Here is a 24437-nt window from a genome sequence, read left to right as displayed (position 1 = left end):
GGCGCGCTCTGCCCTCTCGGTACTCACCATGATGGTCCCGATTTGCGGCCGGGCACAAGGGGGTGCGACCCACCATGTCAGCGTCTAGAGTAGCCCGCTATAGCGGAAAGAAGCTACCGTATTAGCCGTCTCAGAGAACTGCATTGGCTGGTTGTCAGGACCATTTGAGCAGACTAGTATTGCGTATCTAACTGGGGATTTGCATGGAGCTCTCACCCCATTACTGCATTACTCCACTAGTCCAGTCGAGACCGCTGAGATGGTAGCAACCGAGAAGATGGCTTGGAGGCGACACATGGGAACAGTGACCCCAACGGCGAAGCACCTGTTGGAGAAGGCTGTCAAACAGTCGGGCCGGAGGTCGACCGTGCAGCTGTCGGCGGAGTTCGCGCGGGTTGCGAAAGCGGGGCAACCGTCGACGCCTCTGTCGAGGCTCTTCTCGGAGGGTGAGGTCGCGTTCAAGGTGTATCTGACGCTGGTCTTGCTGACCCGTAAAGATCCACACGAGCTGTATCGAGTAATTCCGGATCACTACTGGGCGGAGCTTCTCGGCTACGAGGAACTCAATCCCGCCGACCCCATCGCAGGACCAGGCACCCGGCGAGTCAAACGAGCGATGAAAGCACTGGAGAAGCGCGGTGCCCCCGACGAGAACGGCTGGATTACCCGCACCCCTGAACGGGGCCGCGGGTTCAAATTCACCGTTGTCCATCTGCCCGAGCCGAAACAAGCGCCCTACATCACCATCCCGATCGAACTCTGGTCCAAGGGATGGATCTGCGTGATGTCCGCGCGCGCCTTGTACGTGTACCTGTGCTTGCGGCTAGTTCTCGCCGGCAGAGAGGACAGCGTGGGGGCCCACGTTTCGGCGTCGGACCGAAAAGACTTTCTCGTCAAAGACGACACCTGGCAGCGGGGTATGAAAGAGCTGGAAGCTCTACGCCTCGCCCGGAGTGAGATCACCCGGGTCGCGGAAGACAGATGGACGTCGGACCTACGCGAGCGCAAGGTCTACTACCTGAATTCCGACTACCTCAAGAGCACCAACAGTTGGGACTGACAACGACGAACGGAACGGGCGACTCGATGTCTGCGGCCACCCCTTCGTTTCCGAGGAGGCGCTAGTGACCCCCAGCGGTTCTGTCAAGCCAATTTCCTGCACCCGGCCATACCCGGGTCGCAAAGAAGGCCCGTAGGGCCGTTGAGAGGCGTGGAGGCCGTCTCTGTCGTGCCCCGGTCTCGTTCTCGGCCCAGCACGTCGATGTCGGTGGTGATTTCACTACCGCGATTACCTCCACCACACGGGTGGTGCAACTTCCACCGGAAGCGTTCCACCCGATGTCGGAGATCGTTACGCCACCGGGAATGGGCAATCTGGAGTCGTGGCCTGACCGGTTCGTGGGGCGGGAAGTGGAGTTGGCGAGGCTCGACGACGCGCTCACGAGCGGCCGGACGGTTGTGGTGGCGGCCGTGCACGGGCTCGGTGGGGTCGGCAAGTCCAGTCTCGCCGCTTACTGGGCGGGTACCCGCGCGCACGGATTGGGCCTCGTCGTCTGGATCCGAGCGGACTCCCGCGCCGGTGTCGAGCAGGGTCTGGCAGCGTTCGCGACTCGGCTGCAGCCCGCTTTGGCCGAGGTGCTGACCGTCGAGGCCTTGGTCGAGCGCGGATTGCAGTGGCTGGGCACTCACACTGGGTGGTTGCTGATCCTCGACAACGTGGAGAACCCGGCGGACATCGCTGTAGTCCGGGCGCGGGCTCGCGGTGGGCGAATCATTGTCACCGGTCGATTGTCGATGTTGTGGCCGTCCGATGCGGCGGTGATCTCGTTGGATGTTCTCGATGCAGACGACGCCGAGGAGCTGTTGACTGGATTGGTCACCGCCGCCGGACCTCGCAACCTGGACGGAGCCGCAGACTTATGTGAGGCGTTGGGCTACCTTCCTCTCGCAATCAATCAGGCCGGGGCGTATCTGGCGCATCAGCGGTTCACCACACCGCGCGCCTACCTGCAGTTACTCAACGACCAACCCGGCCCGACCCTGGACTGCGCTGCCACTGGCACCGATGCCGAACGCACAATTACTCGGATCTGGTGTGTCACGTTGGACCGCATCGCCGAGACTGAGCCCTACGCAGTGGAACTGCTCCGCATCCTTGCCTGGTACGCGCCCGACAACGTTCCGCTCACCCTTTGTCGCGACGAGACCGATCAAGCCCGTGGTGACGCTGCCATCGGGATGCTGTTGGCTTACAACATGATCACCGCAGATCCGGCCGGTGAGTCGGTGTCGATCCATCGGCTGGTGCAAGCAGTTTCCCGCACCCCGGATCCGCTGGACCCTCACCGCGACGGCGTCGCGATCGAACGCGCTCACGCCACCGCAATAGACGCGATGTGGCGCGCTCTGCCCGACCATAAGAAGCCGGGCAGCTGGCCGGTCTGGCGAAATCTACTGCCGCACATCATTGCACTTGAGCGGACCCTCGACGACCGTGAGCGGCTGCTGGGCGGCGAGCACCCCCGCAGCTTGGCCTTCCGCGAGAATCTTGCGTTTGCCTACGAGTCTGCAGGGCAGACGGGTGAGGTGATTTCATTGTTTGAGCGGACGCTCGTAGACCTGGAGCGGCAGTTCGGTGCCGAGCACGCGCATACTTTGACATTCCGCAAGAATCTGGCGGACGCCTACTGGTCGGCGGGGCGGACAGATGAAGCGATTGAACAGTTCGAGAGGATCCTCGCTGATCGTGAGCGGGTGTTGGGCGACGACCATCCGGATACCGTGAAGTCCCGCGAAAATCTCGCCCACGCCTATACGAACAACCTGAAAGCGGCCGGACTGTACGAGAGGATCCTGGCTGATCGTGAGCGGTTGTTGGGTGCCGAGCATCCGGACACTCTGAGGTGCCGCGACAATCTCGCCAGTGCCTACTTTTGGTCGGGGCGGCGGAGAGATGCGGTCAGAATGTTCAAGCAAATCCTCGCTGATCGTGAGCGGCTGTTGGGTGACGAGCACCCGGACACCTTGGAGTCCCGCCGCACTCTCTACCACTATGGGTGGGGCGTACGGGATACGTAAGTGCGTACTCGGCGAAGGAAAGTTCCAGCGCGGCCTCGGCCGCTGCGCCAAGATTGGTCCGGGTACGCGTGGCTTCTTAGCTAAGCATCGCTCGTTCGCGTAGCCACTCGTCGCGCCACTGATGAAACTCGACGGCGAACGCTGAGCATCGTTTGAGCTCTGCATGGACGTTGTCCCGTTGTTTCTTCGACGCGTGCTGCTCTACGGAGGACGGTCCGCAGAGCACTGCCATCGATTTCGGGCACGCCTTCCACTTCAGCACCAGCCGCTTGCTCACGAACGTCAGCAATTCCGATGCCGCCGCATTGGAGTTCTCCGACTCTGGTTCCGATGGAGCGCGTCCGGAATGGATCACGCTGTTGCGGACATCGACGATGTGCTCTCGCCAGCGACTCACTGGACCGTCACCGTCGACGTGCCAACTGCCTCCGAGGCGGCCCGCATATAGGGTTTTCACCCGTGCGGTGATCCAACTCGTGGCGGCCCATATCTGTGCGGCCTCGGCGGGCGTTCGGCCTTCTTCCCAGAGCAACGCGGCGAGGGTGCTGTCGAGCATTAGCTCACACGTGATGGCAAGACTGAGCACTGACGCGCGGCGGTCACCAGCGGAGTGCTCGGCGTACGCGCGAGCGAAGTGATCGCGTACCAGCGCGCTGATGCTGCCGCGAGTAAGTTCATGGAAGATCTTGCCGATCGCAGTTGGGTCGACCGGCTCCGGTGAGTGGAGCATCGAGGGAAGGTGGTCCAGCAAAATCGCAGTCTGTTTCTCATTGAAGTTGATCTCTCCGGCTTCACTGATCACCCCAAACGTGGCTGGAACGATCGGGTTCAGCGATCGGTAGTGAAGCTCTGGTATCGGCACCATGGAGGCTATCCGTGACGATCGCGCGGCATCAGCGATCAGCCAGTGTGCGAGCGTCAGCGGATCTACTTTGCCGTCGCGCGGTGGGGTAAGGGCGGCAGCACGGTTCTTGACGGGGATGAGAACGACTACAGTCGAGCGCTTCTGTCCGAAGTCTTCGCTGAGCGGTGGGGTGGGCTGAGGGTCCTGACCGGTGATCTTGGCCAGCGCGGCGGATGCCACCTTTGTGTCCTCGTAGACGGGATGGGTTTCGTCGGTCACCACAGACCAGATCGCCACGCAGCTGCACGGCATCTGCATCCAGGACCGGTCGAACTCGGCCGGTGCCACGCCGCGGATACGCAAGTACTCTTCGTCGACGCCGATCGGTATTGCCTGCGGTTCCAGTGGAAGCAGGAACGGAAGCACGAACGAGAACGCCACCACGCCCTCGACCCGATCAGGGTCGTCGCAGTCGGGGTGGGTCGGTTGCTGAGATGTAGCAGCGTCGTCAGTCACAACCGCCAGCGTCGCACGAAGCATTGTCGGCTGAGGTTTACCCCGGTTGGTGGACACCGAGATAGCGGGACCGAGGGTTCCGCTTGAAGGGTGTCCTCATGTCCCGCAAACGCAGGTCGTTCACGACCAAGTACAAGGTCGAGGCCGCCCGGAGGGTGATCGATTCCGGCCGCACCATCGCCGAGGTCGCCCGCGAATTGGGCATCAACGAAGGACTGCTCGGCCGCTGGGTCGCCGACGAACGCCGCCGGATCGAGGCCGCCGCCACCTCAGGTGATCAACCGCTCACAGCAGCCGAACGCACCGAGCTGGCCCGGTTACGCCGGCAGGTCTCCGAGCAGGAGAAAGACATCGCGTTCTTTAAAAAAGCGTCCGCGTACTTCGCAGCCAATCAACAAGAGTAGAGCTCTACTCGTTGATGGCCGCGGAGTACGCGAACTCCGCAGTCCACCGGATGGCACGACTGCTCGAGGTCTCGACATCCGGTTTCTATAAACACCAAGGACGCAGTGTGACAACCAGATTGGCAGAGAGAGAACAACGACGCGCTGATCGGAGGTGAAGATCCTGGCGATCCACCGGCAGTCGAAAGGCGTCTACGGAGCACCCCGAACCACCGCCGAACTCCATGACTGGGACGAGGTGATCACCGAGAAAACCGTCGCGAAGATCATGCGCTCCCTCGGCGTCGTCGGGATCAGCCCACGCACGTTCGAGATCCGTACCACCGTGGTCGACCCCTTCGTCTCGTTCCCCGAGGATCTGGTGCAACGCCGGTTCGATCAGGGCACGTCGATGCGGTGTGGACCTCGGACGTCACGTACCTGACCTGCGGAGAGGGCGATATGTACCTGTGCGCCATCAAGGACGAGCACTCGAAAAAGGTCCTCGGGTGGGGCGTCGCCGATCACATGCGCACCGCACTCGTCCTCGACGCTCTGGACATGGGAGTTGCAGGACGTGGCGGCGATGTTGCGGGCACAATCATGCACTCGGACAGGGGAAGCCAGTAGACCGCTGCGATCATGAAGGAAGCGTGCGAACGCTACGGGTTGCGGCGCTCGATGGGCGAGACCGGCATCTGCTGGAACAACGCCGGCGCGGAGAGCTTGTGGTCGACGTTCGAGCACGAGTACTACTACCGCCACACGTTCGCGTACAGGACCGAATTGATTGCTGCAGTTGACAACTGGATGAACTTCTACAACACTCGACGACGGCACTCCACAATCGGAATGCTCAGCCCTCACAGTTACGGATAGTCACTGAACGCGCCCATCATGGCCGCGTAGCCACTGTCCACTTTTCGGGGGGAACCTCACACTTCTTGCGCTGAAACCGAGCTATTGTTCGGCCTTGTCGGTGATCACGCGAACTCACCTATGCCTTGGACTACACGGATCTCGCCGACATCGAATCGATACGCGACAAGGCCGGTCACGAATAGTGACGATCTCATCGCTTCGATTAGCCGTAGTCGCTGTGCACTGCATTGTGCTCGGGAATGCGTCGCGTGGCTGGCACTATCGTGACGGGTTCATTGTGGATGTTTCGCGCATCGTATTCGCGGTCGGAGGCCGAAATCCGTGTCACCGGACGGCTCTGTGCCTGCTCGATTACAGGGTCTCGCTGTCGCGAGTCCGCACAAAGTGGTTTTACAATCTAGCGCTCTGCGTCCACCCGGTACCGTGGCTGTCCGTGACCGATCACGGCCGTCTTGCGTTGACGAACCCGCGGTGTCTCGGTGTCACGAGGGTGTCACAAGTCGGTACGTTCGGACCCGGACTGGGCTGGACGGTCATGCACGAAAAACGTTGTGAATAAGTAAATATCGAGTCCAGAGGCGTTCAAGTGGATCCACTTCCAGGGACTTAAAATTCGCACAGTGTCGGTTCGAGTCCGACTGGGGGCACTGGAGTCCATATGGATCCAGATTTTCGGACCAGGACAGTGCTTTTCGGGTGGTAGAGTGGACTTGGGTGGTTTTCTGCGGATCTGAGTGGACAACCGAGACAGCGGATTTCAGATCCGCGTATTCTCGACACTTTCCGGCGTCAAAACTTCGTATTCGTGCAGCTCAGGCCTAGTTTTTTTGGCGGACCGTTTTCCTCGCGTGTGGCTCGGTGTCACCAGGCTGTCACAACTGGACCTTGCTGACCTGTTCAACCTGCTCGACACCCGCGACCTTCCACGTCGATGCGCTGCACACCGATGCGATTGCGGCAGCTCGTGATTGAGCAGCAGGGTCAGATGGTGCAGCGTGTACCTTCATCCGGCAGTTCGAGGTCGATCAGGTAGTCGGCGAGCGCCCCGTCGACACAGGCGTTGGCGGAGATGAGCGTCCCGTGCTGGTTGGCCTCGACCGTGAGCAACCGCGCACCGAGGGTGTCGGCCAGGCTGATGCCTCCTTCGTGAGGCGTCACGGGGTCCCCGGTGGCCGAGACCACGAGCACCTCGGGAAGGCCGTCGATGTCGGTGGCGTAGGGGTATCCGAGTGTGGGTTCGGCCGGCCAGAACTCGCACCCGTCCTGCGCAGGGGGAGTGGATCCGGGGTCGAGGAACGGCACGGCCTCGTTGAGATCGCGGCCGAGCTGGGTCATCTCTTCTCCGGTGAACCGTTCCTCGTCGAGGCAGTTGATGGCGAAGAGCGCCTCGAACGAATTGGTGTACTCCCCACTGTCGGACCGGCCGTAGTACCCGTCGCGAATCGCGAGGAGAGCGTCGGGCCGTCCGGCTTTCAGTTCCGTCACCCCCGCGACGATGGCGGGCCAGCTGGCTTCGGAGTAGAGGCCGGAGACAATTCCTTCGCTGGCGGCGAGGAAGCCGACCTTTCGTCCGTCAGCGGCCACCAGCGGCTCTTCCTCGAGAGGTTGGAGGAGCTCCCGCGCTGTAGCGGTCGCCCGCGCCGAGTCGGTTCCGAGCGGGCACGCGGTCTGCGTCACGCAGAAGTCGGCGAAACGCTGAAACGAAGCCTGAACTCCTTCACTGAGCTGGATCCTGCGATCCGCGGTGTCCATGAGTGGATCCACCGCGCCGTCGAGAACGAGAGCACGGACATTCTCGGGGAACATCTCGGCGTACACCGAACCGAGTCGACTGCCGTAGCTGACTCCCGCATAGGTGAGCTTGTCATCGCCGAGTGCGGAGCGGAGCACATCCATGTCGCGAGCGACATCCCGTGTCCCGAGGTGGGCAAGTACCTCTTCGCTCCCGGAGCCGTCAGCGCATTTGTCGACGATGGCGCGCGCAGATTCTTCGGTCCACTTGCCGAGAGCCGACAGGGGTGCATCGGCGTCGCGCTCCTCATCGGAATAGCAGTCGATTGCCGGATTGCTGAGACCGACTCCACGCGGATCGAAGCCGACGATGTCGAAGCGTTCGGGGATGGGGCCTCCCGTCCACAGGGCATTCACCAGCGGGGCGAGCGTCGTCCCCGCCGCTCCGGGACCGCCCGGGTTCAGCAGGACAGAGCCGATCGGGTTGTCGCCGGTGGCGGAAATGCGGGACACGGCGATCTCGATGGTCCCGCCGTCGAGATCCTCGTAATCCATCGGGACAGTGAGCATCGCGCACCTCGCCTTCTCTGCCGCCTCGATGACTTCGGGAACGGGCGGCTGGGAGTCCACGATGCTGGCGTCGCACGCCCCGAACGCGAGCTCCTGCTCCATGAACCGTTCGAGGCCAATCCCGTTCGCGCTGTCGTCATCATTCGGTGCTGCACTGGAGCATCCGGCGAGGAGGAGCACTGACGCAGCGGCGGCCGCCGCCATCACCGGCTTCGGCAATCGCCGTCGTTCGTCGTTCTTCGGTCGGGTATCTGTGTCGGTCATGGTGGTGTTCCTTCGGCGGGGTTCAGCTGGCGAGTTCGTCGATCCAGCTCGATCGCATCCGTAGAGCTCGTTCGGTGCTGCCGATGGCGGCGGCGAATCCGATGAGCAGGTTGACGTGGAGCGGGAGTCGGATTGGTGAGGTGAATGTTCCGATCGAGTCGGCAATGGGGGGAATGAGAGAGAGGGACGCGATGATCTGCGGCACCTCCACGCAGAGGCCGCCGATGACGAGCAGCATCGAGATGAGACCGATGACGCGACTGGGACCGGGGTGCCGGTGGTGCAGCCGAGCGCGGCGTCCCTCTGCGGATGCGGGATCGGGAGAGAGCTGTTGTTCGGTGCCGTCCTCACGCTCGTAAAGGCATCGTTTGAGCCCGAATCCGGTGGGTGCGACCTCGATGTGCCCACCGGGGACGGGGAAGCGGGTCGGCACCCTCGCGTACGACTGCAGAGCCCCGTCGACGTAGAGGCGAGCGCGCACCTCACCGTCCTTTGCGTCGCCCATGTGTCGTACATCGACTGCATAGATCGACGTCGTGCCGTCGGGTGCGGTGAGCGTGATCGACCGGAGCGATCTGCCGAACATCTGCCACCAGCGGTAGCGGCGGAGCGGTTCACCCGATCCGGCGCGAATGCGGCGGTAGCGCCACTGTTCGATTCCCATCTCCTCGATCCTCGATCTCTACTAGTACAGCGTGATAGTCGCCGATGACGCTAGCACACTGTGATGGAACATGGTCACGGAAAAGCAGACGCGAATGTTGAGTAGAAGCAACCAGACATGTACCCAGATCCGTTGGGCCGCGGCGATGCTGGGTGCTAAGCGTCGTGCCGGTCGTGGCTCTACAGAGTGCAACGCAAGTCGCCGTCGGGAGTGGTGAGATCGACCAGATAGCGTTCGACGATCGCGTTGACGCATGGGTTCGCTGCGGTGGTGGCGCCGTGCTGTTCGCCGTCTACGGTGAGGAGCCGCCCGCCGAGGTTGTCTGCCAGTGCCACACCGCCTTCGTGTGGTGTCAGTCCGTCGCCGGTGACCGATACCACGAGTGTCTGCGGGAGGCCGGTGATGTTCTCGCCGTAGGGATAGTCGAGTACGTGTTCGTCAGGCCAGCCCTCGCACCCGTAGTGTGTGTCCACGTCGAAACCTGGATCCATGTACGGTGCCGCGGAATTGATCTCGGCGACGGCGGATGTCGTTTGCTCCGGTGTCGGTCGTATTTCGTCGAGGCAGTTGATGGCGAGAGTGGCTTCGGAAGAGTTGGTATACGTTCCGTCGGGTCCGCGCTGCGCCGAGAGATCTCGCAGCGCGAGCAGTACCTCACCGCGTCCGGCCCGAAGGTCGGCCAAACCGCCGATGACGCTGTCCCAGGCCTGGTTCGAGTAGAGACCGAGGGTGATGGCTTCGATCGCCGAGTAGTAGGTCAGCCGACGACCGTCAGCAGTTCGGACCGGATCGTCGACAAGTGGTCGAAGCAAATTCTGGGTCGCATCGGTCGCTTGGGCCGGTTCGCTTCCCAGAGGACAGTTTCCTCGTTCGATGCAGTACCGAGCCAGCTCGTCGAAGGAACGCTGTACGCCGGAAAACGTCTGGATCTGGCGTTCGAGAACATTCTTGCGCGGGTCGACTGCACCGTCGAGAACCATCGCACGGACCCGGTGCGGAAACTGTCGCGCATAAATCGTGCCCAAACGTGTTCCGTAGCTGGCACCGAGGAACGTCAGCTGCTCGTCGCCGAGCGCCGCGCGCAGGACATCGAGATCTCGGGCCACGTTCTGGGTACCCATCTGTCCCAGGACATTCATACCGCCGCTGCGTCGAGCGCACTGATCGAGAACCGAGCGGGTCGATTCCGCGGTCCAGGCCAACGCCCCAGCGGGAACTCCGGACACGATGGCGTCATCGTCTCGTTCCTGGTCGGTGTAGCAGTCGATGGCCGGTTGCGAGCTCCCGACGCCACGTGGATCCATCGATACGATGTCGAAGTGTTCGCGAGCGGGACCGTTCCCCCAGGAGTCTGCGACCGCGGTCACGAATCCGAGACTCGGGGCTCCCGGGCCGCCGGGATTGAGTACGACCGATCCGACGCGATCGTTTCCGGTGGCTCGAATGCGGGAAATGCCGAGCTCGATGGTGCGTCCGTCGAGGTTGCCGTAGTCGAGCGGTACTTCGAGCGTTGTGCATTCGGCCCTGTGGTCGGTGATGCCTGTGACAGCAGGGTCGCACGCAGAGAAGTCGAGCGTTTGTTGTTCGTAGCGGGTCGGTGCAGGTGAAGGCTGCGGCTCGACCGAGGACGGTGCGCTGCATGAGGTGAGGGCCCACAATCCGGCCATTGTCACTGCGGCGGTTTCGAGCACTGACGTCCGGCGCGATCGAGTGTGGAGCATCGTAATTCCTCTCTCAGAGGCTCGGCGGCATGGGTGCGAGCGCTGTGTTGTTCTCCCCCGCGGCGCGACTAGTACAGCGTAATAGTGAGCTCAAGATAGCACGCTGTATTAGGATCGGGGAGGTGTCGGACAATGTGGAGACTCGCGCAAGCGAACCCAGCACCAGGGATCGGATTCTGATCGCAGCCGCGACGATGGTGTCCGAGGATCCGGGTACCCGGCTCAGCGTCCGAGCGGTCGCCGCGCGAGCCGGGGTCAGTACAGGATCACTGCGTCATTTCTTTCCCACGCAGCGAGCACTGATGGACGAAGTCGCCGCGGGAATCACCGGGCTGGTGGCGAACAAAAATGTCATCGACGACGCCACTGTGCCTGCCGAGGGGCGACTATTGGCGTGTATGCAGCAGGTGTTGTCGGCCTCCGGGACGGGTGAGCAAGCCCGAGATACGTGGCGGCGGACGTTCGGCACGTACCTCAGCTCGGAGCTCAACGCTGATGCCATCGACACGTACCTCGCTCTCAGCGCGGCCGGACTCCGGCACATAGAACACTGGCTGGACGTCCTCGACAAAGAAGGTGCCCTGCCGCCGGGCGACAACACCCAGCGCGCCGCCTACCTCAACGTGGTACTCGACGGGCTGTCCGTAGCACGAGCCCTCCCGACCGACGCTGCTCGACTTCGCTCGGAAACAGACGTTCTGCAGCACGCTATTTCGATGCTCTTTCGCACCGCTGCACCCACACCGAAGGGCGACTCGGACTGACTTCGACGACGAGCTCGAGTTCGATTGCCCGGTGTCACATCCTGTCGAATCGCATCGACATCCACTGTGTTTGCCGATCACTGCAGACTACGGCCGCCGAGGTGCTCGGCGAGAAACTTCTCCACCTCGTGGTAGTAGCGAATACTGTTCTCCGGGTTGACGAATCCGTGCCCCTCATCGTCGAACACGAGGTAGTCGACGTCGACACCACGCGACCTCAGGTGCTCGACGACATTGTCCGATTCTGCCTTGACGACCCGAGGATCGTTGGCCCCCTGCGCAATCAGGAGCGGGGCGCGTATCGCGTCGAGCTTGGAGATGGGTGATCGTGCGAGCATGTCGGCCAGCTGATCGGGATCAGCGGGGTCGCCCACGAAGCGGTACCAGCTGTTGATGATTCCCGGACCGATGAAGGCCGGTTGGGTCCGCATGAAGTTCGAGAGGTCCGAGATGCCCACGCAGTCGATCGCCGCGGCAAACGTGTCGGGAGTGAACGATGCACCCACCAGCGCCGCATAGCCGCCGTAGGAGCCGCCCATGATCGCCACCCGCTCGCGATCGGCGTATCCCGCATCGACTGCCCAGTTCACTGCATCGATCAGATCGTCGTGCATCGCGCCCGCGAATTCGCCGACCCCGGCGTTCATGTGTGCTGTGCCGTACCCGACCGACCCGCGGAAGTTGACCTGCAACACTGCATATCCGCGGTTCGCCAGCATCTGCGCGATGGGATCGAAGTTCCACGAATCTCGATACCAGGGGCCGCCGTGCACCACCAGAACCAGCGGCAGGCCCACGGGTTTCACGCCCACCGGAAGCGTCAGATATGACGGCAGAGTCAGTCCGTCGCGCGCCTGGATGCTCACCGGCACCATCGGGGCCATGTCCTCGGGATCCAGATGTGGGTACGGGCGGAACAGTTGGCGACTCGATCCGGTCGCGTGATCGTAGTAGTAAGTGACGGACGGATCGCGGTCGTGGACGAAGCTGACGATCCACCTCTGTCCGCTCTCGTCGGAGGACAGTGCTCCGATGTCACCGTCGAACAGTTGCTCCAGATTCTTCAGGATCTCTGCGAAACCTGGTTCCAGTGCATGGATCACCTGGCGTTCTCCCAGATACCGAACACCGATGAGCTCTCCTGTTGCACTGTCGCAGATCAGCGGTGACGAGGTCTGCTCGACGGCTCGTCGCACCCCGTCGAGTTCGAGCGTCGGGTGACTGTCGACGATCGTCTCCTCGCCGGTCTTCAGATCGAGGCGAATCAGATAGGCCAAGTCGCGCCCTCGATTGGAATAAAGCCACATGCCGGTACCGTCCGCGGTGATCTGCATCGGACTGATACCCATCGGGTAGTCGGTGCCGTCGAACGACGCCACCGTGGTTTCTGCGCCGGACTCGTCCAACCGCGTGATGTCGATGGTGCCGGCCGTGGTCATCGCGAAGACGAATACGTCGCCGTCGGCACCGAGCATCGGGTACCGGCCGACGCCGGGGCTCTGCCTGATCATCGTCAGTTCACCTGTGGCGATCTCGATTTGGTAAAGGTCGAACTCGCCGAGGGTCCTGGCGTTGATCAGAACGGTGTACACCCCAGCCTTGCCCCGCACGGGTTCGATGGACACCGCGCGGGAACCGGGGAACGGTGTCAGGTCGACTGCTACGGCATCGGGGTCGTCCAGGTCGACGCGGAACACGTGGTTGTTCTCGTCACCGCCGGTGTCCTGCAGATACAGCAGCCAGCGGGGGCCGTCCGTCCACTGGAAATCGTGCACACTGCGTGTCTCGTCCGCAGTGACGCAGCGTGGTTTGCTGCCGGGCGACAGGTCCTCGATCCACACGTTCATACGGTTCTTCCACGGCGCGAGAAACGCCATCCTGTTGCCCTCCGGTGAAATAGAGGCACCGGAGCGAACGGGTGGGCCGAAGAAATCCTCGACCGAGATCAGTGGGGGTGTAGTCATGGTTGGTCCTTTCGTTCGGTTGTCACAGAGCGCAGCGGGCGTCGGTCGGTGGGGATTCGAGATCGACGAGGTAGTTCGCGACGATGTCGTTGACGCAGGTGCTCGTTGCGCCGAACGCCACGGTGTGTTGTTCGCCGTCGACGGGGAGTAGCGAGCCGCCCAAGGTGTTCGCCAAGTTGACGCCTCCCTCGTACGGAGTGGACGGGTCGCCGGTCACGGAGATGGTCAGAGTGTCGGGTAGTCCGTCGACGTCGGCGGCGTACGGGATGTCGAGAGTCGGTTCTGCAGGCCAGAATTCGCAGGGATCGCGAGCGCCGTCCGGTCCCAGGCCCGCGTCGGTGAACGGTGCTATCTCTTGAATCTGCCGTTTGAGGTCCACTTCCTGTGCCGGGGTGTGGCGCTGCTCGTCCATGCAGTTGATCGCGTGCAGCGCCTCAGAGAAGTTCGGAACGGTGCCGTCGGCGCCGCGTCCGCCGAAGATATCGTTGATCTTCAGAAGGGTATCGGCCTGTCCTGCTTGGAGTTCGGCGATGCCCTTGGTGATGACCGGCCACGCCGAGGAGTCGTAGAGCCCTGCTATCACGGCACCGTATGCGGCGTCGAAGTCCATGGCGCGACCATCGGGGGTGACGATCGGATTGTCGATCAACGGTCTGACGATCTGTTGGAAATTGTCGACAGCCCTGCTCGGATCGGTGCCCAACGGGCAGTCCGGGGCGTTCGCGCATGACGCCGCCATGTCGTCGAATGCCTTCTGGAAGTTGGTGTACTGGTAGATCCTGCGCTCTGCGGTGCCTTGCCCGGGATCGATTCCGCCGTCGAGGACCATCGCGCGCACGTTCTCCGGAAACATCTCGGCGTAGACGGCACCGAGTCGTGTTCCGTAGCTCTGGCCCAGATAGCTCAGGGTGTCGTCGCCGAGAACGGCCCGGAGAATGTCCATGTCGCGGGCCGCGTCACGCGTTCCGACGTGTTGGAGGACGTCGTCGCCGCCGGATCGTTCGGAGCACTGGCGTACCAGCTGCCGTGCACCGTCCTCGGTGAGGGTTCTCGAGCCGGTGAGGACCGTGGTGTAGGCCTCTCCTGCGTCGTGCTCCTCATCGGTGAAGCAGTCGATGGCAGGTGTGGATGCACCGACGCCGCGGGGATCGAATCCGATCAGGTCGAATCGTTCGGTCAGCGGGCTCTGCGTCCACGTCGACGTCGCACCTGACGCCGCCATGCTCATCCCCGGCCCACCCGGCCCGCCGGAGTTGAGCAGTAGCGAGCCCACTTTCTCTCCGCGTGCAGGGGCCTTGAGCAGCGCGATCTGCGCCGTGCGCCCGTCCGGATCGTTGTAGTCCAGCGGTACGTCCACGCGGGCGCACTCGAACCTGGGGTCGCTGGCGAACAGTTGGTCGTCGGTTGTGGTGGTGCCGTAGCCCGCACACGGTTCGAATGCCACGGTCTGGTCGTAGAACTGCTGCAGATCGGCCGCCGGCTTGGAGTCTGCGTCCGGTTCCGGCGGCGACTGGCTGCAGGCACCGAGGAGCAGTGTCGACGCTGACGCTGCAGCGAACCATCTGGCTCTCCTGTTGTCGAATATGGGCATGGTCGGTCGGCTCCTGTCGAATTGCATTGTGATGGTGATCTATTCGGAATCGGCGGCGTTGAGTGCCGCTACCTGTCGCAGCACGTCGCGTTGGGCGGGGTTGTACAGATCCTCCACGGCGACTGCGAGTGTGCGTCTCACCTGGTTCCTTTCGTGGTCGGCGTCGTTGCCGGCGAACAAGTCCGGGAAACGAGCCGCCAGCCGACGAACGTGTGGGGCCATCCGTTCCGCCAGATCTCTGGTGGTGTCGCTGTCGGCGTCGGCCGGGAGGTCGTCGAACTCGGCATCGGTGGGTAGCTGCGGAGTGGACCGCAGTAGGTCGCAGTAGGCGTCGAGGGCCGTCGGGTTCAGTACCGTGCTGGCGAAGGTGATGAACTGTCGGTCTGCTGTCGTCAGATGTGCTGCAGCGGATCCGAGTTCGGGTGGCAGATCGGTCGGAAGGGATTCATGGAGAAGCATCGCGATCTCCAACCGTGCTCGCTGAAGGCGCTCGATCGTCGCCCCGAGTTCTGCATCCAGGGTGCGCAGTGCCTGTTCGGGATGGTCGCGCCCATCTCCCAGAGCGGCTATGTCGGCCAACGAAAATCCTAGATCGGTCAGGCGTCTGATCTGCATCAGCCGTACGAGATGCGGGACGCCGTACTGCTTGTAGCCGTTCGATGCACGCTGGGGCTCATCGAGTAGTCCGACTTCGTGATAGTGCCGCACCGACTTCAGGGTGGTGCCGGCGAGGTCGGCGATCTGCCGGGTGCTCCAGCCCATATCGCTCTCCTCCGGATCGTTTCGGTCGGAATCAGTGTGGACTGTGACCTAACGGCATAGTCAAGGGCCAACTCGTGCAGCAGGGTCTACGCAGGGTTCGGGTGAATCAACTGCGTTGTGGAGTGGCGGAAGGCCCAGACGGTGACGAGCACTGCCAGTGCGAGCAACGGGGTGCCCATTGCGATCCGGGCGAACGCCAGCCAACCGGTGGCGTCGGTGTTGTACAACCAGTCCTGAACGACGTAGCGGGCACCGAACAATACGGCGAATGTCGACGTCGCGATGTAGTGGGCGCGGGCGACGGAGCGATTCGACCGCCACCTGTATTCGTTGCCGTGCAGCGCATTCCACAGCAGTCCGGTCAACGGCCGTCGGGCGAGTATCGAGATCAGCATCAGTGCGGCTCCGCCCAAGCTCAGCCAGATGCCGATGAGGAAGTATCCGCCTGCCGACCCTGTCCACGCCGCAACGCCACCTGCGACAACGACGCCCAGGAGACCGCCACTGGCCTGCGCGATCGGCTCGCCTCGCTTGACGCGAAGAACAGTGATCACCAGCGCGATGGCGATCGCGACGCCGACGGCGATGGGGAGGGCCACCAAAGCGTTGGCGGTGACGAATGCCACGACCGGAACAGCGGTGTAGATCATTCCGCTGGTTCCGCCGAGGTTATCGAGTAGAAGCTTTGTGGCATCGGTCTTTTCGGTGGTCTTGCCACCGGGAACCGTCTGCGTCTCGTTGTTGTCGTCCGATGTCGATTCCGGCCTGTTCATGGTGCCCTCCTCGTCGATGCTTCGGTTCGCTCTGTGCATCCCCTACTGTCGTCTCGGCGACCGGGACACAACAGTGCACACAAACATTGGATGTGGTGACAACATCATCGGCAGGACATGACAGATGTCATGTCCTGGCAGCGTGACCGCTAGGTCGGTGGCCCGAGAACAGCGTCGACTGCGTCAGAGAGAGTTGGTTTTTTGCTGAACCGCCAGAGCACTCCAGGCGCACCGCGGCTCTGGCGGCTCCGCAACTCCAAAGACAGATCAAGCAGGCGGCCGGGTAGCGAAACCCGGCCGGTACAAGGGCAGCGACGAAACCTGCCCGTTCGACGCTGAAGTGCGCTGATGCAAAGTCGTCGCTGTGGAGCCCGCAGTCGCACGGTCCCACTGACTCGAGGGCGATATGGATTCGCGACGAATGAGTCTCGTTGTCACGAGTCCGCACAGAGCGTCGATCGCCAGGACGCTCTTCGTCCATCCGATACCGTGGCTGTCCGACACCGATCAGGACTGTCCGGTGTCGGAGAATCGGTGGCAGTTCGGTGTCACGAGAGTGTCACAAGTCGGTACGTTCGGACCTGGACTGGGCTGGACGGTCATGCACGAAAAGCGTTGTGAATAAACAAATATCGAGTCCTCTGAAGTCTGGGTGGATCCACTTCTAGGGACTTAAAATCCGCACAGTGTCGGTTCGAGTCCGACTGGGGGCACCAGAATTCCTCAGGTCACAGCGCTATGTCGCCTCGGTGAGCTAACCCGAACCGTTGATCGCGAATTGCCCTGCGGTCCAACGCAAAACGAACGGAAGTCCAGTCATGGCACCGATGAAGTGGTCGCCCGCCACGGGCTCGTAGTGCACGTCGGCACCCTTGGTGCGCCACTGCTCGATCAGGGCAGTCACGCCGGCCTCGGGGATGAAGCGATCGCCGATCCACTTGCTCTCGGAACCGTGGAAGAACGCGACCGGTGCCGACGGCGCTTCGGCACCCGGACGGTTCGCGGCGATCACCCGCCGCGCGATGTCGGAGTCGAACGGGTCGGGCTCGGACGCCAAGTCCTCGATTCGCATGTGTGCCAACCCGCCCAAGGCCAGGGGGAGGACGGACATGTCCTTGACCCAGGACGCCAACAGCAGCGCCTTCGGGCCGAACAGCTCGACCATCTCGGGGTGCTCACGCGCGAGACCCATGCTCGCCGCACCCAGCAGGCCGGCCGCGATGGTGCCGTTCATGGTGTCCAGCAGCATCGAGAAGTCGGTGGGTGTTCCACCGGCGACGGCGCCCACCAACCTCACGTCCGGCGCGTACCTCGGCTGCAGTTGTGCCGTCCACGTGGTGGCGATCGCGCCTCCGCTATAGCCGTAGGCCACCACTGGGCTGTCGGCGAGCTCCGGGGCGACGACCGCCATCCCGCGTAACGAGTCCAGGACGGCATGCCCGGCCATCGTGCCTTCGGAGTACGACATCCGCGGGCCTTGGTGATCGGCGACGAGGACGGCGTATCCGCGGGCGAGCCAGAGCGGCATCACCGGCGGGAGGTCGGCACCGACACCGTGCACGAGCCGGTACGACGGCGTGCTCTTGGCTCCGAGAGAATCGATGGCCACGTTGTGGGCGACGACGGGCCGCGGTCCGCGGCCGGTCCACGGCCGCCTCGGGATCAGCAGCGAGGCGGTGACGCCGGCGGGGAGACCCCGCGCGTCGGTCGATCGCACCATGAACTGATGCAGGGCGGTTCGCGGCCGAGGCACCAGACCGCGAGTCGTGCGCTGCCGGATCACCGCACCGGGCGCGAGGTCCTCGATGCCGGGAGGGGTGAGGAAGAAGGCGTCGTTGTCGATCGGCGTCGGGAGGATAGCGGCATGGGGATCGTCCGGAGACTCCAGGGGCAGTCGTCGAGTCAGTACGCGATCGAGCACACCGAACAGAGTCATGATCCCCCGACATTCTTCTCGAACCGTATCCATCCCCGCGGTCACCGTACAGTGCGAGGTGGTCGGAGAACGCAAAAATGGGGACGTCCCCGCGGGTCACACCCGCGGCCCCTGGTTCCCTTGGAATTCGCACAGTGTCGGTTCGAGTCCGACTGGGGCATCGAAGTTCCTACGAATCCAGCGTTGTGAACAAGAACAGCGGGTTCCCGCCCTCTCGATCGCTGCCCAGATACAGCTGGCGGTGATCAGACAACATGTGTCAACGTAGGGCGGTCAGCAGCACGGCATCGAGTTCCCCGGCCGGGAGCATCGGCAGCATGTGGTGGCTGCAGCCGGTCAGGACGACGGTGTGTGCGTTCGGGAGAACTTTCCCAGCAGCTTCGGCAACACGAGAACCGTTGTGCACCTCACTCTCACCGGCAAAGACGACGGTGACGTCCGCGGACAGCGTCGCCCATCGACCTCCCTTGGGGCGGCGAGGAACCACTGGTTTCGCCGACGGGAGTCGGTGCCTCGCTCTGTGAGGTCGAGCCAGTCGGCGTCGCGCTGCGAATTCTGCGTTTCCCACCGGATCAGAGAACGCATCCGTTCGCGAGTCGGTCGCACCAGAAGTGGCACCGCGCGCAGAAAATACGCCAGCCGCATGCCGACGAAACACGAAGGGGGATCCAGCAGGACGAGCGCGCCGACGCGCTCCGGTCGGTGCAGCGCCTATGCGAGCGCCACCGTTGCCCCGTACCCATGTCCGACCACCGAAGTTCGCGTGGCAACGAGTGTTTCGAGGACTTGATCGAGCCAGGACATCAGGTTATCGACCGTGCGGATCGTTTTCGGACCGACCACGCTTCGTCCGGGGTCACCCATCGGCTCGATTGCGAAGACCCGGTTCTCCCGGGCCAGGGCCGCGACGTTGGCGAACCAGACGGTCGAGGTTGATCCGCCACCGGGCAGCAGCACCACCGGAGGTCCGTCGGCGGGTCCGGAGGCGTTGACTCGGGTTGTGCCGTAGTCGGATTCGACGTCGATGGTGTCGATGGGCAGCGGCCACTTCCCCAGCACGCGGTCGTAGGCCGAAAAGAATCTCTCAGCTGCGGTGCTATCAGAGAACCGACTCACCGAACCTCCTAAGTGTCTCGATAGTCGAGATATTAGATCATCGTGATAGTTGTGTGCACCGGCCACGCGCGCTCACATCGAATCGCCGAATCTGGTGGTCCGGTAGCCGGCTGGTTTTGGACCCCGGTCGGGGCGGAAATCCGGAACATTCCAGCAACGAAGTCGGGCTCCCCTCGCTTGCTGCTGCCTGTTAGAGTCGGATTACCGGAAGTAAAAGCGAGGGCTGTCAGCCCCGTTCATACGCCGCTCACCGAGCTGCCACTTCTCCCTTGGATGGAGACGTGTATGAGCCTGAAAAATGAGCGACCAGCCAACACAGATGAGGCGCAGGCCTCTTCGACGCGGCACCGTCCGCAGACTTTGAAAGCCGCCGCGGTAGCACTGGCCGGCCTTTCTGCAGTGTTTCTTTTCGAGATGCTCGACAACTCGATCCTCAACGTTGCCCTTCCTACCATCGGGCGTGAACTCGGTGCGTCGACCACCGCGCTGCAGTGGGTCTCCGGCGTGTACGCGGTCGTGTTCGGGGGACTGATGTTGCTGTTCAGTGCCATCGCAGACCGATTCGGGCGACGTCGAATGATGTTGAGCGGCCTGGTATTACTGGCGGTTGCCAGCGCGGCTACGTCCGTCGTCGAGACTCCCGAGCAGCTCATCGCAGTGCGTGCCGCGATGGGTGTCGCGGCGGCCATGACCACCCCCGGCTCCATGGCGCTCGCGTTCCGGCTCTTCGGTGAGGAGTCCTTACGCGTTCGAGCCCTCACCCTGATATCGACAGTCGGTCTGGTCGGGTTGGCGATCGGACCGACCGCAGGAGGCTTCGTTCTCGCTTTCGCGCCCTGGCAGGTCCTGCTTGTGATCAACGTACCCATTGCGATTCTCGCGTTCATCGGAATCCGCGTGGGCGTCATGAAAGACCTTCCCGAGGAGTTGCACCGCGACCCCCTCGATGTCGTTGGGGCGTTTTTCGGGACGGCCACCATCGTCCTGGCGCTCGTCGCGCCGACCCTGTTCGTCGAGGTGGGTCCCGAATCATGGACGCCGTGGGCAGCAACTACCGGAACCCTCGCTGCGGCAACGCTGTTCGTCGTCCGCGCGCGCACGGCAAGGTACCCGCTCTTGGACCTGAAACTCGTCGCGCTTCCCCTCGTGTCCAGCGGTCTCGCCTACAAAGCCGCGTCCGGTCTCGCCATCGCCGGCCTCGGCTACATGGTCACACTGCAGCTGCAGTTCGCATGGGGATGGTCGCCGGCCCTCGCATCGATAGGGATGCTCCCTCAGGTCGTTGTGCTGCTCGTGGGCGGCCGACTCGTCGCACCGTTCCTGCGACGAGTGGGGATGAACCACGCCGCCTGGATGAGCGCGGCGGCGGTGGTGCTGGGGCTGGCCGTCTTCGCCGTTGGTAGCCGATTCGGGTATGTCTGGGTCGCTTTTGCCCTCGTCCTCGTCGCGGTAGGTATGCGCATAGTCGGTGTCGTCGCAGGTACCAACGTCATGGCAGGTCTCCCGGAGAGCCGCACCACCATCGGGGCCGCCATGGTCGACACATCGAGTCAGGTCGCTACCGGCGTCGGGATCACCGTCACCGGCACCATCCTCGCCGCTCTCTTCACGGGCAACATCTCGAGTACCACGTGGAGCGCCGAGCAAGCGGCCTCTTTCCAAACCGGAGTGACCGTAGCGGGGTTCGTCATCACGGCGGCGGCTGCAGCGCTGGTGCTGCTCGGCATGACCCGGGCGCGGTCAGGCCGTGGCGGACTCTGATCGCTCAGGGAGATATCAATCGAGGCGCGCTGACTTGGTTGCTTTGCTCGCCGAGTCGGCTGTGAGCATGGTGGCCGTTGTGACGTCTCCATCCACGTTGGCGGTGTGACGTGGTTGTGGAGAGGTCAGCGGCGCATCCGGGCACAGATCATCGAAAAGTCTTCTCGGGGAATGGTGAACAGTCCGCGACGAAAGGGAAGACCCCAGTGGGCAGCGTCTGGAATGAACGACAGTCGATCGACAAGCGGTCGTGCGTCCACGGGTGTGCAGGGGTGGAACGTGGCGGCCAGTCTCCACGGCCGGAAGTTCTCGGTGATGTCGACTCGATAGGGCTCGTCCCCGGTGATGGTCGCCCATGCTGTGAATTGTCGGACGGGAGTACCGTTCTGGAGGCTCGTGCGGGGGGAGTAGAAGATCATTTCGTCGCCCGGCCGAGGTCGACCGAGACGCGTTCTCGCGCCGTGATCGGCCTGCGTGAAGCCACCCTTGGTGGCTGCCTCGACGTGGTCCAGGCTGACGGTGTTGATCCAGAACCGCTGCTCCGGCTTGTCCGTGGCGGGCCTCGGGCGGGTCTTCGGGGGCGTGTGGCTCGTCATGATCTTCGTGCGCGGTTCAGGCACGGTCGTGGAGGGTGATGTGATAGCCGTCGGGGTCGGCGAATGTGAACGTGCGGCCGAAGGGTCCGTCGATCGGCGCGGAGACGATCGTCTTGCCATCGGCGACGAGGGCATCATGGATGGCCTGAACATCTGTGGCGTGCAACCAGATTGCCGCACCGATGCCGGGCTGCGGGGTGGACGCGATGTCGGTGCCGGGGATGACGTCGCGGAGCGCGAATGCGATCGGGGACGTCTCGAAAACGACGGCGTGAGGCGGGCCGGCCTGCGAACGCACGAGACCGAGGTAGTGCTCGTAGAACGACTGCGATGCGGCGAGGTCGGTTGCTTGGAGGTTGATGAAGTCGGGTCCGGTGACAGCCATGGTGATGCTCCGTTTCGTTTGTCAGTTTGTTGACACACATCAAGCTATGTCAAACTACTGACATGAGTCAAGCGGATGAGGGTATCGACTTGAAGACGTCTCTGGGATATCAACTGAAGGAGGCTTCCAGTGCGCTTCGTGCCGCTATGGAAGCGGCCCTTCGGCCCCTCGGGATGACGGTGACCCACTACTCGTGCCTCGAGCTTCTGTCGCAACGTCCGGGCCTGTCGAATTCGGATCTGGCACGGGGCACCTTTGTCACGCGGCAGGCGATGAATGTTCTCCTGCAGTCACTCGAACGCGACGGATATGTAAGTCGGCCCGCTCGCGCACCCGTCGGCAAGGCCCTGCCCACCAGTCTCACTGCCGCCGGGCGACGGAGATTGGCCCGGGCGACGGTGGCCGTCAGGGCAATCGAGAAGCAGATGCTCGCAGGGTTGTCCGATCAGGACCAGGTCGCGACCCGGCGCATTCTGTCGACCATCATCGAGTCGCTGAACCATCCGAACGGTTGACCCAACGGCTCTTCGACGGCCCGCGCATTGTCCGATGAACTTTCAGATGTCCGCCAGGAACGGATCGATAGCCGTCCAGGTCGCGTCCGGCGCTTCCAAGTGGGGCAGGTGTCCGGCGTGGGCGATTTCGACGAACTGCGCGCCGGAGATCGCGTCGGCGATGGCCCGTCCGTAGGCCGGTGTGACAATTCGGTCGCTCTCTCCCCACACCACGAGCGTCGGCACTGTGATTGCGTCGAGCCGCGCCATCAGAGTCGGATCGCTCATGTTCCTGCCCGCCAGGGTTTCCATGGTGTTCCTATTCGCCAACTGCATCGCTCGCTGTTCATCGGTGAAAGTGCCGGGGTCGATGTATCCACGGTGCGGGTCGCGCCATGCGGCGTCGGCGAGTTCGCGAGCGTCGAGGGCGAAGAAATCCGCGACAGGTTCTCCGTCCACGATCGCTCCGACGCCGTCGATGACGACCACTGCTCCGATCGATGTTCGGTACTGCTCGGCACGGGCGGCCTGCACTGCCATTTCCAGGGCGATCCACCCGCCGATGGAGGACCCGATCACCACGACGTCGGTGTACCCGCGCTCGCGCAAGAGGGCGAGGTAACCGGCGGCGAGTTGCGCGATCGAGGTGATGTTGTCCGGACGGTCGGTGCCGTCCCAGCCAGGATGGGTGGGTGTCAGCACGTGCCGGTGGAGCGCGACGTGTCCGGCTAGGGGAGCAACGGTTCCAGGTCCGCCGCCGCCGTGCAGTACCAGCGCGGTTCGTGACCGAAGGTGAGCGGTCGAGGCGACGGGGAAGTCGATCGGCAACGATGCGTTCATGATTCTCCTGTATCAATATGTTTATATAATGATATTGATACGGTAGCACCATGGCTACCGATCTCGAAGTCCTCGGACAGGCAATCAAGCGCGCGCAGTATCGAAATCACCGCGCGATGGACGCTGCTCTACGCGAGATAGGTGTCAGCCTCGTGCAGTGGGATGCGCTGCGCGCGATCGATCGCATGCCGGGTGCCTCCGGGCACGAGCTCGCTGTGACGACCTTTCAGAGCGATCAGGCATTCGGGACTTTGGCGGGCAGGCTCGAAGAGCGAGGGCTCATCAGACGCTCCTCGGGCCGCGGACGCCGGGTGGAACACGTCCTGACCGACGCGGGAGTGCGCGCACTCACGGAAGGTCGACAGCTGACGCGCGAAACGCTGGAAGGCCTCTTCGCGCCACTCGGTGAAGTGCAACGCCGCGAACTACTTCGGACTCTTCGCAATCTCACCGAAGAGCCTTGAGTTGGACGGTCTCGAGTGCCGCTGCGGCGGTCAGCGAGGCGTACTCCGCTCCGTGTGCTCCCAGTGACCGTACGGTCCTTACCCTCATGCGGCTGCAGGACGAGACCGAGCATCCGCACTGGATGCCGCAACGCGAGTACGACAGTCCCTTCGGGGTGGACGTGCCTGTGATCGTCGCCTATCACGGTTACCCATGGCTCATCTATTGTCCGACCTACCGCCGAGCCAACAACACGCATCCTCACGTGTGGGGCTACAAGGAGGAGGGAATGACCACCACGCCCTTCGGCATGGTGACGATGAATGACATGGACCGTCGCCATCGACGTCATCGACCG

General features: G+C 63.0%; 24 protein-coding genes and 1 pseudogene. 11 read left to right on the top strand and 14 right to left on the bottom strand.

All coding sequences use genetic code 11. The features are described from left to right. Window positions 1-295 precede the first annotated feature (295 nt). The gene (locus tag CH305_RS00690) at window positions 296-1060 is read left to right on the top strand and encodes a hypothetical protein (protein WP_094702091.1); all 765 of its coding nucleotides are present in this window, start codon (window positions 296-298) and stop codon (window positions 1058-1060) included. Between the two features lie 278 nt (window positions 1061-1338). After that, on the top strand, window positions 1339-3078 hold the full coding sequence (locus CH305_RS00685; RefSeq protein WP_094702039.1) for a tetratricopeptide repeat protein: 1740 nt from the start codon (window positions 1339-1341) through the stop codon (window positions 3076-3078). Between the two features lie 76 nt (window positions 3079-3154). Here CH305_RS00685 and CH305_RS00680 read toward each other — a convergent pair whose 3' ends face one another. Continuing rightward, the gene (locus tag CH305_RS00680; protein WP_143545217.1) at window positions 3155-4438 is read right to left on the bottom strand and encodes a hypothetical protein; all 1284 of its coding nucleotides are present in this window, start codon (window positions 4436-4438) and stop codon (window positions 3155-3157) included. A 98-nt stretch (window positions 4439-4536) separates the two neighbouring features. Between CH305_RS00680 and CH305_RS00675 the strand changes: the two genes are divergently transcribed. The 4 genes from CH305_RS00675 to CH305_RS00660 all read left to right on the top strand — a co-directional run bounded on the left by CH305_RS00675 (window position 4537) and on the right by CH305_RS00660 (window position 5700). Next, the gene (locus tag CH305_RS00675; protein WP_094702035.1) at window positions 4537-4842 is read left to right on the top strand and encodes a transposase; all 306 of its coding nucleotides are present in this window, start codon (window positions 4537-4539) and stop codon (window positions 4840-4842) included. A gap of 154 nt (window positions 4843-4996) precedes the next feature. Then, the gene (locus CH305_RS00670) at window positions 4997-5266 is read left to right on the top strand and encodes an IS3 family transposase (protein ID WP_094702033.1); all 270 of its coding nucleotides are present in this window, start codon (window positions 4997-4999) and stop codon (window positions 5264-5266) included. Further along, complete coding sequence (locus CH305_RS28845) at window positions 5239-5451, top strand: DDE-type integrase/transposase/recombinase (RefSeq protein ID WP_179278131.1); 213 nt, start codon at window positions 5239-5241, stop codon at window positions 5449-5451. Before CH305_RS00670 ends, CH305_RS28845 begins: the two co-directional genes overlap by 28 nt. Window positions 5452-5463: 12 nt before the next feature. Next, the gene (locus CH305_RS00660) at window positions 5464-5700 is read left to right on the top strand and encodes an integrase core domain-containing protein (RefSeq protein ID WP_094702029.1); all 237 of its coding nucleotides are present in this window, start codon (window positions 5464-5466) and stop codon (window positions 5698-5700) included. A gap of 984 nt (window positions 5701-6684) precedes the next feature. Here the strand turns inward: CH305_RS00660 and CH305_RS00655 are convergent. The 3 genes from CH305_RS00655 to CH305_RS00645 all read right to left on the bottom strand — a co-directional run bounded on the left by CH305_RS00655 (window position 6685) and on the right by CH305_RS00645 (window position 10653). Then, window positions 6685-8268, bottom strand: coding sequence for an alpha/beta hydrolase (locus CH305_RS00655; RefSeq protein ID WP_218828558.1), 1584 nt, complete (start codon window positions 8266-8268; stop codon window positions 6685-6687). Window positions 8269-8290: 22 nt separating this feature from the next. After that, on the bottom strand, window positions 8291-8932 hold the full coding sequence (locus CH305_RS00650; RefSeq protein WP_094702027.1) for a hypothetical protein: 642 nt from the start codon (window positions 8930-8932) through the stop codon (window positions 8291-8293). A 179-nt stretch (window positions 8933-9111) separates the two neighbouring features. After that, the gene (locus tag CH305_RS00645) at window positions 9112-10653 is read right to left on the bottom strand and encodes an alpha/beta hydrolase (protein ID WP_094702025.1); all 1542 of its coding nucleotides are present in this window, start codon (window positions 10651-10653) and stop codon (window positions 9112-9114) included. Window positions 10654-10775: 122 nt separating this feature from the next. Here CH305_RS00645 and CH305_RS00640 point away from each other — a divergent pair, with 122 nt between their 5' ends. Beyond that, the gene (locus tag CH305_RS00640; RefSeq protein ID WP_218828557.1) at window positions 10776-11417 is read left to right on the top strand and encodes a TetR/AcrR family transcriptional regulator; all 642 of its coding nucleotides are present in this window, start codon (window positions 10776-10778) and stop codon (window positions 11415-11417) included. Window positions 11418-11494: 77 nt separating this feature from the next. Here CH305_RS00640 and CH305_RS00635 read toward each other — a convergent pair whose 3' ends face one another. The 7 genes from CH305_RS00635 to CH305_RS29670 form a co-directional block, all read right to left on the bottom strand. After that, complete coding sequence (locus CH305_RS00635) at window positions 11495-13381, bottom strand: S9 family peptidase (RefSeq protein ID WP_094702021.1); 1887 nt, start codon at window positions 13379-13381, stop codon at window positions 11495-11497. A gap of 22 nt (window positions 13382-13403) precedes the next feature. After that, entirely contained in the window at window positions 13404-14972 is a 1569-nt protein-coding gene (locus tag CH305_RS00630; RefSeq protein WP_256983421.1) for an alpha/beta hydrolase, read from the bottom strand. Window positions 14973-15011: 39 nt separating this feature from the next. After that, entirely contained in the window at window positions 15012-15734 is a 723-nt protein-coding gene (locus CH305_RS00625) for a MerR family transcriptional regulator (RefSeq protein ID WP_094702017.1), read from the bottom strand. Window positions 15735-15820: 86 nt separating this feature from the next. Then, complete coding sequence (locus CH305_RS00620; RefSeq protein ID WP_256983420.1) at window positions 15821-16507, bottom strand: DUF3159 domain-containing protein; 687 nt, start codon at window positions 16505-16507, stop codon at window positions 15821-15823. A gap of 754 nt (window positions 16508-17261) precedes the next feature. Continuing rightward, window positions 17262-18443: a lipase family protein gene (locus CH305_RS00610; RefSeq protein WP_094702013.1), complete on the bottom strand. Its 1182-nt coding sequence runs from the start codon at window positions 18441-18443 to the stop codon at window positions 17262-17264. A 259-nt stretch (window positions 18444-18702) separates the two neighbouring features. After that, window positions 18703-18930: a hypothetical protein gene (locus CH305_RS29675; protein ID WP_306436907.1), complete on the bottom strand. Its 228-nt coding sequence runs from the start codon at window positions 18928-18930 to the stop codon at window positions 18703-18705. A 224-nt stretch (window positions 18931-19154) separates the two neighbouring features. Beyond that, window positions 19155-19559, bottom strand: coding sequence for an alpha/beta fold hydrolase (locus CH305_RS29670; RefSeq protein WP_306436906.1), 405 nt, complete (start codon window positions 19557-19559; stop codon window positions 19155-19157). Window positions 19560-19844: 285 nt separating this feature from the next. On the opposite strand from CH305_RS29670, the gene CH305_RS00600 reads away from it, so the two are divergent. Next, window positions 19845-21320: an MFS transporter gene (locus CH305_RS00600; protein WP_094702011.1), complete on the top strand. Its 1476-nt coding sequence runs from the start codon at window positions 19845-19847 to the stop codon at window positions 21318-21320. Window positions 21321-21445: 125 nt separating this feature from the next. On the opposite strand, the gene CH305_RS00595 is transcribed toward CH305_RS00600, so the two are convergent. Then, window positions 21446-21940, bottom strand: coding sequence for an EVE domain-containing protein (locus CH305_RS00595; protein WP_256983419.1), 495 nt, complete (start codon window positions 21938-21940; stop codon window positions 21446-21448). Continuing rightward, the gene (locus CH305_RS00590; RefSeq protein WP_037176283.1) at window positions 21933-22301 is read right to left on the bottom strand and encodes a VOC family protein; all 369 of its coding nucleotides are present in this window, start codon (window positions 22299-22301) and stop codon (window positions 21933-21935) included. Before CH305_RS00590 ends, CH305_RS00595 begins: the two co-directional genes overlap by 8 nt. A gap of 62 nt (window positions 22302-22363) precedes the next feature. Between CH305_RS00590 and CH305_RS00585 the strand changes: the two genes are divergently transcribed. After that, window positions 22364-22816 (top strand): MarR family winged helix-turn-helix transcriptional regulator, encoded by a 453-nt coding sequence (locus CH305_RS00585; RefSeq protein ID WP_094608211.1) that lies wholly within the window; start codon window positions 22364-22366, stop codon window positions 22814-22816. Window positions 22817-22858: 42 nt separating this feature from the next. Here the strand turns inward: CH305_RS00585 and CH305_RS00580 are convergent, their stop codons facing one another. Continuing rightward, window positions 22859-23635: an alpha/beta fold hydrolase gene (locus CH305_RS00580; protein ID WP_094702009.1), complete on the bottom strand. Its 777-nt coding sequence runs from the start codon at window positions 23633-23635 to the stop codon at window positions 22859-22861. A 50-nt stretch (window positions 23636-23685) separates the two neighbouring features. Here CH305_RS00580 and CH305_RS00575 point away from each other — a divergent pair, with 50 nt between their 5' ends. Together CH305_RS00575 and CH305_RS00570 are read left to right on the top strand one after the other, a co-directional pair. Next, window positions 23686-24099, top strand: a complete 414-nt coding sequence (locus tag CH305_RS00575; RefSeq protein ID WP_094608209.1) for a MarR family winged helix-turn-helix transcriptional regulator — start codon at window positions 23686-23688, stop codon at window positions 24097-24099. Between the two features lie 74 nt (window positions 24100-24173). Continuing rightward, window positions 24174-24422 (top strand): annotated as a pseudogene (locus tag CH305_RS00570) (phosphoketolase); the annotation flags it as partial. Between the last annotated feature and the right edge of the window lie 15 nt (window positions 24423-24437).

It is taken from the genome of Rhodococcus sp. 15-649-2-2 (genome assembly GCF_002258645.1).
GTDB lineage: Bacteria > Actinomycetota > Actinomycetes > Mycobacteriales > Mycobacteriaceae > Rhodococcoides.
This window is presented reverse-complemented; position numbering and strand designations above follow the sequence as displayed.

Coding starts and splice junctions, on each gene's coding strand:
- CH305_RS00625 (WP_094702017.1), bottom strand. CDS start 15,734: ATGGGCTGGAGCACCCGGCAGATCGCCGACCTCGCCGGCACCACCCTG.
- CH305_RS00645 (WP_094702025.1), bottom strand. CDS start 10,653: ATGCTCCACACTCGATCGCGCCGGACGTCAGTGCTCGAAACCGCCGCA.
- CH305_RS00675 (WP_094702035.1), top strand. CDS start 4,537: ATGTCCCGCAAACGCAGGTCGTTCACGACCAAGTACAAGGTCGAGGCC.
- CH305_RS00620 (WP_256983420.1), bottom strand. CDS start 16,507: ATGAACAGGCCGGAATCGACATCGGACGACAACAACGAGACGCAGACG.
- CH305_RS00685 (WP_094702039.1), top strand. CDS start 1,339: ATGTCGGAGATCGTTACGCCACCGGGAATGGGCAATCTGGAGTCGTGG.
- CH305_RS00655 (WP_218828558.1), bottom strand. CDS start 8,268: ATGACCGACACAGATACCCGACCGAAGAACGACGAACGACGGCGATTG.
- CH305_RS00690 (WP_094702091.1), top strand. CDS start 296: ATGGGAACAGTGACCCCAACGGCGAAGCACCTGTTGGAGAAGGCTGTC.
- CH305_RS00635 (WP_094702021.1), bottom strand. CDS start 13,381: ATGACTACACCCCCACTGATCTCGGTCGAGGATTTCTTCGGCCCACCC.
- CH305_RS00610 (WP_094702013.1), bottom strand. CDS start 18,443: ATGACTCTGTTCGGTGTGCTCGATCGCGTACTGACTCGACGACTGCCC.
- CH305_RS00630 (WP_256983421.1), bottom strand. CDS start 14,972: ATGCCCATATTCGACAACAGGAGAGCCAGATGGTTCGCTGCAGCGTCA.
- CH305_RS00600 (WP_094702011.1), top strand. CDS start 19,845: ATGAGCCTGAAAAATGAGCGACCAGCCAACACAGATGAGGCGCAGGCC.
- CH305_RS00660 (WP_094702029.1), top strand. CDS start 5,464: ATGAAGGAAGCGTGCGAACGCTACGGGTTGCGGCGCTCGATGGGCGAG.
- CH305_RS00580 (WP_094702009.1), bottom strand. CDS start 23,635: ATGAACGCATCGTTGCCGATCGACTTCCCCGTCGCCTCGACCGCTCAC.
- CH305_RS00575 (WP_094608209.1), top strand. CDS start 23,686: ATGGCTACCGATCTCGAAGTCCTCGGACAGGCAATCAAGCGCGCGCAG.
- CH305_RS00590 (WP_037176283.1), bottom strand. CDS start 22,301: ATGGCTGTCACCGGACCCGACTTCATCAACCTCCAAGCAACCGACCTC.
- CH305_RS00650 (WP_094702027.1), bottom strand. CDS start 8,932: ATGGGAATCGAACAGTGGCGCTACCGCCGCATTCGCGCCGGATCGGGT.
- CH305_RS00585 (WP_094608211.1), top strand. CDS start 22,364: ATGAGTCAAGCGGATGAGGGTATCGACTTGAAGACGTCTCTGGGATAT.